Origin of the sequence: Phenylobacterium sp. SCN 70-31 (genome assembly GCF_001724605.1) — a bacterium.
Taxonomy (GTDB): Bacteria; Pseudomonadota; Alphaproteobacteria; order Caulobacterales; family Caulobacteraceae; genus Phenylobacterium.
The window spans coordinates 72,272-84,537 of the sequence record NZ_MEEX01000020.1 but is presented as its reverse complement, the minus strand read 5'-3'; the positions used below and the strand labels follow the sequence as shown (position 1 = coordinate 84,537).

Sequence of the window (12,266 nt, the reverse complement as noted above, 5' to 3'; positions counted from 1 at the left end):
GCCGAGAACCGCGGAAGCCCGCGGAGAGACGCGGAAGGCGAAGCTGCGCTTTCCGCGCCCTTCCGCGTTTTCCGCGGTCCCATGACGGAGCCTCCGCTCCCGCGGAGGCTCAGGACACCCAGGCCCCTTCCGTGTTTTCCGTGTCTTCTGTGGTTCCAAACAGCCGCAACGACCGACGCATCTCCGACGTCCCCCCGCCTCTCCGCCGCATTCGCGCCTTGCCGCCGCCGCACCGCTTGGCGAAGGTGCGGGCCGGTCCGTGAACTGATAAGCCCTCCGAGATGAATCCCTTCCGGGCCGCCCGCCCCGCGCTCGCCCCCGCGCTCACCGCCGCCCTGGCCGCCGCCCTGGCCCTCCTCGCCGCCTCGCCCGCCCCCGCCCAAGGCCCGGCCCAGAGTCCCGCCCAAAGTCCCACCCCCGCCCCCGCCGGCGANCGAATGGGCCCAGGCGCGGTCCGACCTGCGCGCCGACCCGGCGATCCGCTTCGGCGCCCTGCCCAACGGCATGCGCTACGCCCTCCGCCGCCAGGCGGTTCCGCCCGGCCAGGCCGCCTTCCGCCTCTGGATCGACGCCGGCTCGATGATGGAGACCGACGACCAGCGCGGCCTCGCCCACTTCCTCGAACACATGGCCTTCAACGGCTCGAAGGAGGTCAAGGAAGGCGAGATGGTGAAGATCCTCGAGCGCCTGGGCCTGGCCTTCGGCGCCGACACCAACGCCTCGACCGGCTTCTCCGAGACCGTCTACAAGCTGGACCTGCCGCGCACCGACGACGAGACGGTCGACACCTCGCTCAAGCTGATGCGCGAGACCGCCTTCAACCTCACCATCGACCCCGGCGCGGTCGACCGCGAGCGCGGCATCGTGCTGTCCGAGGAACGCGCCCGCGACACCCCCGGCTACCGGGTGCTCGTCCGGCGGCTGGACTTCCTGCTGAAGGACCAGCGCCTGCCGACCCGCCTGCCGATCGGTTCGGTGGACGTGCTGAAGACGGCGCCGGCCAGCCGTATCGCCGCCTTCTACGACGCCTGGTACCGGCCCGAGCGCGCGGTCTTCGTGGCCGTGGGCGACTTCGATCTCGACCGGATGGAGCAGAAGATCCGCGACGCCTTCGCCGGCTGGACCGCCCGCGCGCCGGCCCAGGCCGCCCCGGCCCAGGGGCCGGTGGCCGTCCGCGGCGCCGAGGCCCGGCTGGTGGTGGACCCCGGCGTCACCCAGTCGCTGCAGATCGCCTGGGTCGCGCCGCCCGACCTGGCGCCCGACACCGCCGCCCAGCGACGCGCCGACCTGATCCGGGGCCTGGGCCTGGCCGTCCTGAACCGCCGATACTCGGTCATCGCGCGCAGCGCCGACCCGCCGTTCCTGGCCGCCGGCGCCTCGAAGTTCCAGCAGGACGACGCCGCCGAGATCGCCACCGTCGGGGTCAACGCCGAGGCCGGGCGCTGGCGCGAGGCCCTGGCCGCCGCCGAGCGCGAGCAGCGCCGCATCGTCCAGTACGGCGTCCGCCAGGACGAGATCGACCGCGAGATCGAGGAGACGCGGGCCCGCCTGCGCGCCGCCGCCGCCGGCGCCGCCACCCGCCGCCCGGCCGACCTGGCCGGCGAGATCCTGGCCTCGCTGGCCGACCACACCGTGGTCACCTCGCCCGAGGACGACCTGGCCCTGTTCGAGGACGCGGTGAAGGGCCTGACGGCCGGGACGGTCGACGGCGCCCTGCGCGAGGTGTTCCAGGGCCAGGGGCCGCTGGTCTTCATGGCCTCGCCGACGCCGGTCGAGGGCGGCGAGGGCGCGCTGCTGGCCGCCTTGGCCCAATCGCAGGCGGTGGCCGTCACGCCGCCGGCCCAGGCCACGGCCGCCGCCTGGCCCTACGAACGCTTCGGCAAGCCCGGCCGCGTCGCCGAGCGCCGCGAGATCGCCGACCTGGGGACCACCTTCGTCCGCTTCGCGAACGGCGTCCGCCTGACCGTCAAGCCCACCGACTTCCGCGACGACGAGGTGCTGGTGCGCGTGAACGTGGGCCGCGGCATGGCCGGCCTGCCCCGCGACCGTCAGAGTCCCTACTGGGCCGCCGCCGCCCTGATGGAGGGCGGCCTGGCGAAGATCGGCGTCGAGGACATGGAGCGGGTGCTGGCGTCCCGGGTCTACGGCGGCCGCTTCAGCTTCACCGACGACGCCTTCGTCCTGTCGGGCGCGACCCGCACCGGCGACCTGCCCGTCCAGCTTCAGGTGCTGGCCGCCTACATGACCGAGCCCGCCTGGCGCGAGGCCGCCTTCGCCCGGATCAAGGCCGGCGGCCGGACGATCCACGACCAGTACGAGGCCACCAGCGGCGGCGTCCTGGCCCGCGATCTCCAGGCCATCATCCACTCCGGAGACCGCCGCTGGACCTTCCCCAGTCGGGACGAGATCGCGAACGGCCGCCTCGAAGACCTCAAGGCCGCGGTCACGGGCGACCTGGCCCGCGGCGCGGTCGAGGTGGTGATCGTGGGCGACATCACCGTGGACGACGCCATCGCCCGGGTGGCGGCCACCTTCGGCGCCCTGCCGCGCCGACCCGCGCCCCGGGACCTGCCGCCGGCCGAGCGCGCCGTCGCCTATCCCGGCGGAAACGCCCAGCCCCTGGTCCTGACCCACAAGGGCCGCGCCGACCAGGCGATGGGCTACATGGCCTGGGCCACCACCGACTACTGGGCGAACCCACAGCAGGCGCGCGACACCGCCGTCCTGCGCGAGGTGATGAAGCTGCGCCTGACCGAGCAGCTCCGCGAGGCCCAGGGGGTGACCTATTCGCCGAACGTCAGCTCGCTGCACAGCCTGGTCTGGACCGGCTGGGGCTTCATCGCCGCCACCATCGAGGCGCCGCCGGACAAGCTGCCGGGCTTCTTCGACGACGTCGCCAGGATCGCCGCCGACCTGCGCTCGACGGACGTCGACGCCGACGAACTGGCCCGCGCCAAGGCCCCGCGGATCGAGGCGCTCCAGCGCGCCCAGCTCACCAACGGCTACTGGCTCACCGAGCTGTCGGGCGCCCAGGCCGACCCCCGCCGCCTGGACGCCACCCGCGAGATCGTCCCCGGTACCCGCCAGGTGACCGCCGACGACGTCCGCCGCGCCGCCCAGGCCTGGCTCAAGCCCGACGCCGCCTTCCGCCTGATCGTCGTGCCGGACAAGACGGCGGATTGAACCCGCTCCTCCCCCGCAAGGCGGGGGAGGTGGCGGCGAAGCCGACGGAGGGGGCACGGGGCCCCTTCCCTACGCCCGCACGAACCCGCCATGCAGGCTGACCGGCAGCACCCGGTCGGCGCGCCAGGTGCAGAGCGGCCCGTCGGCGACCCGCCGCGCGTCGAAGACGTGCAGCTCCGTGGCCCTCGCCCGCGTGTTGACCGAGGGCATGAGCAGCCAGCCGTCCAGCTCGGCCGTCCCGCCCGGCCGGGCCACGAAGACGGCCTCCTCGGTGAGCTGGTGCGCGCCGAACAGGAAGGCGTCGCTGCGGCCGTCCTTCCAGTCGTGGGTCGCCACGCCGTTGAACAGCGGCGTGGCCTGGCCCCCGCCCGTGGCGTGGAGGGTCCAGCGCCGGGGTCCGCCCGCGACCCGGCCGTCGGTGCGCGGGAACTCGGCGGAGACCCCCGTGGGCTTCAGGCTCGCGCGGCCGTCGGGCCGCAGCGTGACCAGGCTCAGGTCCGGCGACGGCTCGGGCGTCCACGTCCCCTGCATCAGCCGGCGGCCGTTCTCCGTGGCGAAGCTGGCGTCCTCGCTGAAGCAGCCGTCGAAGCGGATCGTCCCGTCCGCCTCGGCCCAGGCCGCCCCATAGTGGAAGGCGAAGGCGGCGGGCAGCTCGTAGACCCGCCGCGCCGAGAGGTCGTCCTTGTCGAGGACCAGCACCTTGGTCCCCAGGCCCGCCTTCCATTCGAAGCTGTCGGCGAACGGCTGGACCATCATCGACTGCACCCACGGCTGGAGGATCAGCACCAGGTGACGCTGCGTGGCGGTGAAGTCGTGGACGTAGCTCGCCATCGGCAGCTCGACCATCTGCGCCGACTTCAGCGTCCCGTCCGCCCCCAGCCGCCACACCATCGCCCGGGCGCCCGAGACGCCCAGGTTCCAGATGTCGCCGCCCGGCTCGCGGCGCGGATGGGCCAGGAACGGGGCGTGGGCCAGGTCCGGTCGCAGGGTCCGCAGGCCCTTGGTCGAGAGATCGGCCGGGTCGAGGGCGATCGGCGAGCCGCTCTCCCACAGCGCCCACAGCTCGTCGCCCACGCGCATCACCGAGATGTTGGCGGCGTTGGCGTCGTCGCCGTTGCGCAGCCGCGCGCCGGGTCCGGCCGGCGTGCCGAACCCCGAGGTGACGACGGCGTTCGCCGCCGTATCGGCGCGGCGCTTGGGCGTGTCGACGAAGCGGGCCTCGAGCGTCGCCTGGCCGTCGGCGATGCGGAAGGCCCGCACCAGGCCGTCGCCGTCGAACCAGTGGGCGACCGAGCCGCCGGGCCTGTGGAACTTGCCGGGGCCGTTGCGATACAGCGCGCCCGACAGGCCGGCCGGCGCGCGTCCGCGCACCCGCCGCATCGGCGTGCGCGGCATGTCGGCGTCCAGGTCGGCGAAGGCGACGCGCCAGTCCAGGCCGGAGGCGGCCGCCCGGTCGGCCTGGGCCGTGGCGCGGGCGACTTCGGGGGTGACGATGCTGGCCGCCGCCGTCGCGGCGAGGCCGGAGAGGAGTTCGCGGCGATCCATGGCGCGGCCTCAGTCGATGGTGATCTGGTGGACGTTGCGGCCGGCCTTCACCTCGAAGGCCGCCGCCGCCCACGGCGCCGGCCCCATCACGGCGGGGGCGTCGTTGGAGAAGGCGAAGGGCTCGGTGGGCATGCCGAAGGGGTTCGTCCCCATCTTCCCGTCACCGTCGACGTCGTGGAACGCCTTGATGGCGTAGCGGCCGGGCGCCAGGCCCGTGAGCGTCTGCGACGCCTCCGCGCCGCGCACCGGCGCCATGCCGCTGGCCCGCGGCGGCGCCTTGTTGTCGTACGAGGCCTCGCTGTCGGAGAGCACGAACAGGATCGCGCCCTGGTGCGCGGTCATGCCCTTGAAGGTGACGGTGAGCTCCGCGGTCTCGGCGGCGGCTGTCGTGGTCAGGCACAGGCCGGCGAGGCCAGCCAGAAGGGTACGCAAGATCATGTGCGGGTCCGGTTGGTGAAGCGACGCCCCACCCGTCGCCAAAACCGCGTTGGACCGGATCCGCCTCTGCGCGAAGGCGCGCGACAGCTTCGCGAGCGGCGCCCGCCCGCCGTTCACGAAGCGCGAACGGCGGGCCTTCGGCTCAGGCGGCCTGGCGGCCGTCCTCGTAGACCGGCGCGTCGTCCGGCGGAAGGAACGCGCGGCCGCGGATCGAGTCGGCGATCTTCTCGGCGATCATCATCGTGGGCGCGTTGGTGTTGCCGCCCACCAGCGTCGGCATGACCGAGGCGTCCACGACCCGCAGGCCCGACAGCCCCTGCACCCGGCAGTCGCCGTCGACCACCGCCATCGGATCGCCCGCCGCGCCCATGCGGCAGGTGCCCACCGGGTGATAGATCGTCTCGGCCGAGCGGCGGATCCAGGCGTCGATGTCGGCGTCCGACCGCACGCCCGCGCCCGGCGAGTACTCTTCCTTGATGTAGGGCTTCAGGGCCGCCTGGGCGGCCACCTCGCGCATCATCTTCACGCCCTGCCGCATCGCGCGGCGATCCTCCTCGGCCGACAGGTAGTTGGCGAAGATCGCAGGGTCCGCCAGCGGGTCGGCGCTGCGCAGGCTCACCCGGCCGCGGCTCTCGGGGCGAAGCTGGCAGACGTGGAAGGTGAAGCCGTCCTTCTTGATCGCCACCTTGCCGTGGTCCTGCATCATGGCCAGCACGGTATGGACCTGGAGGTCAGGCCGGTCGAGATCGGGACGCGAGCGCAGGAAGGCGCCCGACTCCAGCATGTTCTCCCGGCCCAGCCCCTGGCGGCGAAACACGTAGTCCATGCCGATGAGCAGCGTCCTGGCGCCCTTGCGCAGCGAATGGATCGTGATCGGCTGCGGGCATTCCCAGTTCATGCAGACGTCCAGGTGGTCCTGGAGGTTCTCGCCCACGCCCTTCAGCTCGTGGACAGCCTTGATCCCATGCCGGGCCAGGTCGTCGCCGGCGCCGATCCCCGAAAGCTGGAGGATCTGTGGCGACTGCACGGCCCCCGCCGACACGATCACCTCGCCATCGGCGTGGAAGGTCTTGTGCTCGCCCTTGTCGGTGACGACCTCGACGCCGACCGCGCGGCCGCCCTCGATGAGGATGCGGCTGGTCCGCGCGCCCGTGAGGCAAGTGAGGTTCGGGCGCGACAGCGCCGGGTAGAGATAGGCCCGCGCCGCGCTCCACCGCTCGCCCTTGTGGATGGTGAGCTGGTAGGGACCCCAGCCTTCCTGCTGATACCCGTTGAAGTCCTTGGTGACCGGATACCCGGCCTGGGCGCCGGCTTCGATGGCGGCGCGATAGATGGGATTCGGTGAAGCGGCCTTGGAGACATGCAGCGGCCCTTCCCCGCCGTGCCAGGCGTCGCCGCCGCCCTCCAGGCTCTCGGAGCGCTTGAAGTACGGCAGGACGTCCGCATAGCCCCAGCCGGCGAGGCCCGTCTGGCGCCACTGGTCGTAGTCGCGCGCGTGGCCGCGGATGTAGATCATGCCGTTGATCGACGACGATCCGCCCCAGCCCTTGCCGCGCGGCCACCAGAGCTTGCGGTTGTCGAGGTTGGGCTCGGGCTCGGTCCAGAAGCCCCAGTTGAACGGATTCTGCTTGCTGATCAGTCCGCCCACGCCCGCGGGCATCGTGACCATCAGCGACTTGTCCTTGCCGCCGGCCTCCAGCAGCAGGACCTTGGTCGTTCCGTCCTCGGTCAGGCGATTGGCCAGCACGCAGCCCGCCGAGCCGGCGCCGATGACGATGTAGTCGAAACGGTCCGCCACGGCCCGCCCTCCCCCGATCACTGTTTAGTTGGCGGCAAACTGGCAAAGGCCGCGGGAGGAGACAAGGTGGCCCGCCCTAAAAAATGACGCATGCGTCAACCTTCCGCGTGAGGGTGCATCCGCCTCCCGACACGGGCCAGCCTCGCGGGCGCGCGCCATCCTCACCCAGGAAGGAGCCACACCTTAGCTGAAAACCTCGGCGGGCGGCTGGAGCGGATCGGGACCGAAGCGGTTGGCGCCGCTTGTTCCTCTCAGGAAGCCGAGTTCGATGAGAATCCAGAGCGAGAACGGCAGCGTGAGGAGATTCACCGCCGCCGCAGCCTCCGGTTCGGACCTCGACATGACGCCGGATAGCCCACCCAGGACCGCGATGGGCAGGTACATCGCGACGAGCCACCAGCCGGACTTGTTCCGGTCGTGCAACCGGCGAACCGCCGCCGCCAGCGCCACCCAAATCAGGAGGACGAAGCCGATGGCGCCTGCGATCGGTCCGACGACCGGAATGAACGAGACCGCGAAAACCCCGACAAGGACTGCGGCATAGGCGCAAAGGACGGTGAACCAGTAGAGTTGGCGGTTCGTCCGCCCCTTGAACGAAAAGTATGCCGACAGCTTTTCCAACACGGCCTCCCCCGAAGCTATGTCAGAATGTTCTCTTTTTGTGCCAATCAGTCAAGCGAAGCCTTGAGCCCCCTCTCCCCGGGGCGGTCGTTCCCGACGCCTAACGCCCTTGCCACTGCGGCGCGCGCTTCTGGGCGAACGCGAGCGGGCCCTCCTTGAAGTCCTCGGACGCGTAGAGGGCGGCGACGGCCGGGTATTTGTTCTGGCCCTTCAGCGCCGCTTCCAGACTGGCCTCGTCCAGACCCTGGTAGACCGCCTGTTTGGAGGCGCGGACCGACATCGGGCCGAGTTCGCAGATGCTCCTGGCGAGATCGGTGGCCACGCGCATCAGGTCCTCGGGCGTCGTGACCTCATGGACGAAGCCCAGGTCCTTGCCCTCGGCGGCCGAGACCCGGCGGGCGGTCAGGATCATGCCCATGGCGCGCTTGGTCCCGATGGCGCGGGGCAGCCGGTGCAGGCCGCCGGCCAGGGCGGCCAGGCCCACCCGCGGCTCGGGCAGGGAGAAGACGGCCTTGTCCGACGCCACGATGATGTCGCAGGCGAGCGCGATCTCGAACCCGCCGCCCATGGCCACCCCGTTCACCGCCGCGATCAGCGGCTTGGTCAGGTCGAAGCGCGAGGTCAGGCCCGCGAAGCCGGACGGCGGACTCTTCATCTCGCCGCCGGACGCCTGATACTTGAGGTCGTTGCCGGCGGAGAAGGCGCGGTCGCCCGCGCCGGTGACGATCCCCACCCACTGGTCCGGGTCGGCGGCGAAGGCGTTCAGCGCCTCGTCCATCTCGAAGTGCGCGGGCGAGTGCATCGCGTTCATCACGTCGGGACGGTTGAGCGTGATGGTGGTGATCGGCCCTTCGCGGTCGACCTTGATGAACTCGTAGGCCATGACGTTCTCTCCCTCTATGGGCCGGACCCTTGGCGGGCGCCGCTGGGGAGGTCAACCCGTCAGGGCCAGATCCCGCCGGTAGCGCTTCCAGTTCTCGACGTAGTGCGCCGCGCCCCAGGCGATGCGGGACGCCTGTTCGGGGCTGAGTTCGCGGACCACCTTGCCGGGGGAGCCCATGACCAGCGAGTTGTCCGGGATCTCCTTGCCCTCCGGGATCAGGGCGCCGGCGCCGATCAGGCAGTTCCTTCCGATCTTTGCGCCGTTCAGCACGATCGAGCCGATGCCCACGAGACTGCCGTCGCCGATCGTACACCCGTGAAGCATGACCATGTGGCCCACGGTCACGTCCTGCCCGATGGTGAGGGGCGAGCCGGTGTCGGTGTGCAGGACGCTGCCGTCCTGGATGTTGGAGCCCTCGCCCACCACGATGGGGTCGTTGTCGCCGCGCAGCGTGGCGCCCCACCAGACCGACGCGTTCTTCTTCAGAATCACCCGCCCCATAACGGACGCCGTCGGCGCGATCCAGTATTCGTCATCATTCGGTAGCTCAGGTGTCACATTGCCCAAGTTGTAGACAGCCAAGTCTCGACCCCTCTTCTTTGCAAGCGCCCCTGTTTAACGACTCGGAAAGGGCGTTAGGATCATTCTAGTCGGGCGATTCGAGGGGGCGAAAGCCTTCCCGTAAGCCGCCGCGGGGGTTTTCGCCCCGCATCCCGCGCTGGACGGAGTTGGATGGCGCAGAGTCTGTCGATCCCCCGGGCCCCATCGCCCGGTCACGCAAGCGAGGCAGGACCGCCTCACGGGTCGCCGGGCCGCGCACCGCGTCGCCGCCGTTCTCCTCCACCATCCGAAGGGCGCTCCCACATGGGACGCCCTTTTTTCTTGCCCCGATTTTTCCAGCCCCCTGAGGAGGCCTTATGAGCAAGCGGGCTCTGAAGCGACAGCTGCGCGAAGGCGCGTTCGACGCCGGTCAGTTCGAGGGAGACGACAAGATCCGCCGGCTGCCGCTCGATCGCGGCTGGTCGCCGCTGGCGCATCACAACGACGACCGCGTTCCGGGTCGCGATCAGGGCTATCTCAAGACCATCAAGGCGAAATCCGAGGGCCAGCAGGCGCTGATGGACGCCATCGACGCGCGCAACCTCGTCCTGGCGCTCGGCCCGGCGGGCACGGGCAAGACCTACCTCGCCATCGCCAAGGCGGTGGAGGCGCTGGAGAGCGGGCGCGTCGGCCGCATCGTGCTCTCGCGCCCGGCGGTGGAAGCCGGCGAGAGCATCGGCTTCCTGCCCGGAGACGCCGAGGAGAAGCTCGCCCCCTACCTCCGGCCGCTCTACGACGCGCTGTCGGACCGGCTGTCGATGAAGCGCGTGCGCGCGCTGATGAGCGAAGGGGCCATCGAGATCGCGCCTGTGGGCTTCATGCGCGGTCGCACGCTGAACAACGCCTTCGTGGTGATCGACGAGGCGCAGAACTGCACCTACGTGCAGCTCAAGATGCTGCTCACGCGCCTGGGCTGGCATTCGACGATGGTGGTCACGGGCGACCCGAACCAGTCCGACCTGCTGCCCGAGATCTCGGGCCTGGCGCCCGTGGCGTCGAAGCTGGAGGAGATCGGTAACGTCGCCGTGGTCCGCCTGGGCGACCGCGACATCGTCCGCCACCCGCTGGTGGCCGAGATGTTGAGCGTTCTCTGAGAACGGCTTTTGTCGAACCTTTCGGAAGGTCGCCGACAAGGCGGCCTTCCCTGGGACGGACACTTGCGTACGGACGTCACGCGAACTAGATAGTTAGTCAACCTAACTATCTAGACGCCGGATGCCGCAGACCCCACCCGACATCGTCGCCCTGGCCGAGGCCGTCCGGCCGGCGGTGCTGCATGTCTCGCGCCGGCTGCGGCAGGCCGGACAGCGCACCGGGCTGTCGGCCCAGGACGTGCTGGTGCTGGTCCAGGTGCGCAAGCAGCCGGGCATCGGGGTGAGCGCCCTGGCCGACGCCGAGCGGATCACCCGGCCGACCATGAGCCTGCACGTGAAGCGGCTGGAAGCCGCCGGCCTCCTGGCCCGCCGCGGGGACGACAGCGACGGACGCCGGTGCGGCCTGACCATCACCCCGGCCGCCCAGGGCAAGCTGGACGAGATCCGCCGGGAGCGGAACGACTGGCTGGTCGAGCGCCTGGCGCAACTGACGCCGGCGGAGCGCCATCTGCTGGCCGAAGCGGCGCCGGCCCTGGAACGGCTGGCCGACCTGTGAGCCCGAGCGACGAGCCGCTTCAGACCGCCCCGGAGGCCGCCGCGCCCCGCGACTCCGGGCGCATCACGCGCGGATGGATGGCGCCCGCGATCATCGGCTCGGCGCTGCTGATGCAGACCCTGAACGCCACGGTGATCGTCAACGCCCTGCCCGCCATGGCCCGGACATTCGGGGTGGAGCCGCTCAGGCTGAACGTGGCGATCACGGTCTACATGCTATCGGCGGCGGTGTTCCTGCCGCTGTCGGCCTGGCTGGCCGATCGCTTCGGAGCGCGACGCGTCTTCCTGGCCTCCATCGTGCTCTACGCGGTGGGCTCGATGGCGTGCGGCTTCGCGCCGGGGTTCTGGTCGATGATCGCCGCCCGGTTCATCCAGGGCGCCGCCGGCGCCACCATGATGCCCGTGGGCCGCCTGATCCTGTTGCGCAGCACGCCGAAGTCCGAACTGGTCGGCGCACTGTCGGTGGTGACCATGCCGGCGCTGCTGGGGCCGGTGATCGGGCCGGTGGTCGGCGGCGCCATCGTCACCTTCGCCGACTGGCGCTGGATCTTCTTCATGAACCTGCCGATCGCGGCCGCCGGGCTGTTCCTCGTGCGCCGCTACATCCCCGAGGTGCGGGCCGAAGCCCCGACTCCGGTGGACATCCCCGGCATCCTGCTGACCGGCCTGGGCCTGGCGGCGCTGATCTTCGCCTTCGAGAGCCTGGGGGCCGAGGCCGTCTCGCCGTGGCGGGTCGCGGGCCTCCTCGCCCTGGGCGCGCTGAGCCTCGGCGCCTACGGCTGGCACGCGCGCCGGACGCCGCATGCGGTGGTCGACCTCTCGATCTTCCGCAAGCCCACGTTCAACGCCGCCACGGTCGGCGGCGCCTTCATGCGCACGGCCATCGGCGCCAATCCGTTCCTGCTGGCCATGCTGCTGCAGGTGTCGTTCGGACTGTCGGCGTTCGCCGCCGGGACCATGACCTTCATCTCCGCAGCCGGCGCCCTGGCCATGAAGACGGCCGCACCGCCGATCCTGCGCCGCTTCGGGTTCCGGACGGTGCTGCTGGTCAACGCCGTGATCGTCGGCGTCAGCTTCATGTCCTATGCGCTGTTCCGCCCCGAATGGCCGCACTGGGCGATCATGGCGATCCTGGGAATCGGGGGCTTCTTCCGCTCGCTCCAGTTCACCGCGCTGAACGGCATGGCCTACGCCGAAATCGACCCGCCCGAGATGAGCCGGGCGGCCACCACCTCGGCGATGGTCCAGCAACTGGTCCAGGCGGTGGGGATCGGGCTGGCAGCCAGCCTGCTGCACCTGCTGATGACGCTGCACGGCGAGACGCGGCTGACCGCCGAGGTGGTGGCCCCCGCATTCGTGGCGTGCGGCCTCTTCACCATGATCTCGATGCTGTGGTTCGTGCGGCTGTCGGCGGACGCCGGCGACGAGATGAACGGCCGCGCGCCGCCCCCGCCGAAGGCGGCCTGAAAGGAACCGCGAACGAACGCGAACGAACGCGAAAAAGGTCCGGGGCGAAGGTCAGCGGGTGGTGCTACAACGGCGCGTTCGC

The 12,266-nt window shown here is 71.1% G+C and carries 10 protein-coding genes; 4 read left to right on the top strand and 6 right to left on the bottom strand.

Annotation, left to right across the window (positions count from 1 at the left end; translation table 11 throughout):
- Positions 1-504: 504 nt before the first annotated feature.
- Positions 505-3,183, top strand: coding sequence for an insulinase family protein (locus ABS78_RS15395; RefSeq protein ID WP_363083370.1), 2,679 nt, complete (start codon positions 505-507; stop codon positions 3,181-3,183).
- Between the two features lie 69 nt (positions 3,184-3,252).
- On the opposite strand, the gene ABS78_RS15390 is transcribed toward ABS78_RS15395, so the two are convergent.
- The 6 genes from ABS78_RS15390 to ABS78_RS15365 form a co-directional block, all read right to left on the bottom strand.
- Positions 3,253-4,728 (bottom strand): carotenoid oxygenase family protein, encoded by a 1,476-nt coding sequence (locus ABS78_RS15390; RefSeq protein ID WP_293381076.1) that lies wholly within the window; start codon positions 4,726-4,728, stop codon positions 3,253-3,255.
- A 9-nt stretch (positions 4,729-4,737) separates the two neighbouring features.
- On the bottom strand, positions 4,738-5,166 hold the full coding sequence (locus ABS78_RS15385) for a DUF2141 domain-containing protein (protein WP_293381073.1): 429 nt from the start codon (positions 5,164-5,166) through the stop codon (positions 4,738-4,740).
- Between the two features lie 142 nt (positions 5,167-5,308).
- The gene (locus ABS78_RS15380) at positions 5,309-6,964 is read right to left on the bottom strand and encodes a choline dehydrogenase (protein WP_293381070.1); all 1,656 of its coding nucleotides are present in this window, start codon (positions 6,962-6,964) and stop codon (positions 5,309-5,311) included.
- A 183-nt stretch (positions 6,965-7,147) separates the two neighbouring features.
- Positions 7,148-7,585, bottom strand: coding sequence for a DUF805 domain-containing protein (locus tag ABS78_RS15375; protein ID WP_293381067.1), 438 nt, complete (start codon positions 7,583-7,585; stop codon positions 7,148-7,150).
- Positions 7,586-7,685: 100 nt separating this feature from the next.
- Positions 7,686-8,468 carry an enoyl-CoA hydratase-related protein gene (locus ABS78_RS15370; RefSeq protein WP_293381064.1) on the bottom strand — a complete coding sequence of 261 codons (783 nt, stop codon included), beginning with the start codon at positions 8,466-8,468 and terminating at the stop codon, positions 7,686-7,688.
- 51 nt (positions 8,469-8,519) lie between these two features.
- Positions 8,520-9,050, bottom strand: coding sequence for a gamma carbonic anhydrase family protein (locus ABS78_RS15365; protein WP_293381061.1), 531 nt, complete (start codon positions 9,048-9,050; stop codon positions 8,520-8,522).
- Positions 9,051-9,385: 335 nt separating this feature from the next.
- Here ABS78_RS15365 and ABS78_RS15360 point away from each other — a divergent pair, with 335 nt between their 5' ends.
- The 3 genes from ABS78_RS15360 to ABS78_RS15350 all read left to right on the top strand — a co-directional run bounded on the left by ABS78_RS15360 (position 9,386) and on the right by ABS78_RS15350 (position 12,184).
- Positions 9,386-10,162: a PhoH family protein gene (locus ABS78_RS15360; protein ID WP_293381058.1), complete on the top strand. Its 777-nt coding sequence runs from the start codon at positions 9,386-9,388 to the stop codon at positions 10,160-10,162.
- 121 nt (positions 10,163-10,283) lie between these two features.
- Positions 10,284-10,718, top strand: coding sequence for a MarR family transcriptional regulator (locus ABS78_RS15355; protein ID WP_293381055.1), 435 nt, complete (start codon positions 10,284-10,286; stop codon positions 10,716-10,718).
- Entirely contained in the window at positions 10,715-12,184 is a 1,470-nt protein-coding gene (locus tag ABS78_RS15350) for an MFS transporter (RefSeq protein WP_293381053.1), read from the top strand. The genes ABS78_RS15355 and ABS78_RS15350 overlap by 4 nt, the downstream gene beginning before the upstream one ends.
- The last annotated feature ends 82 nt before the right edge of the window (positions 12,185-12,266 follow it).

What these genes read in the sequence shown, in the direction of transcription:
- ABS78_RS15395 (WP_363083370.1), top strand. Translation starts at nt 505, where the DNA reads ATGCGCTACGCCCTCCGCCGCCAGGCGGTTCCGCCCGGCCAGGCCGCC.
- ABS78_RS15390 (WP_293381076.1), bottom strand. Translation starts at nt 4,728, where the DNA reads ATGGATCGCCGCGAACTCCTCTCCGGCCTCGCCGCGACGGCGGCGGCC.
- ABS78_RS15385 (WP_293381073.1), bottom strand. Translation starts at nt 5,166, where the DNA reads ATGATCTTGCGTACCCTTCTGGCTGGCCTCGCCGGCCTGTGCCTGACC.
- ABS78_RS15370 (WP_293381064.1), bottom strand. Translation starts at nt 8,468, where the DNA reads ATGGCCTACGAGTTCATCAAGGTCGACCGCGAAGGGCCGATCACCACC.
- ABS78_RS15360 (WP_293381058.1), top strand. Translation starts at nt 9,386, where the DNA reads ATGAGCAAGCGGGCTCTGAAGCGACAGCTGCGCGAAGGCGCGTTCGAC.
- ABS78_RS15355 (WP_293381055.1), top strand. Translation starts at nt 10,284, where the DNA reads ATGCCGCAGACCCCACCCGACATCGTCGCCCTGGCCGAGGCCGTCCGG.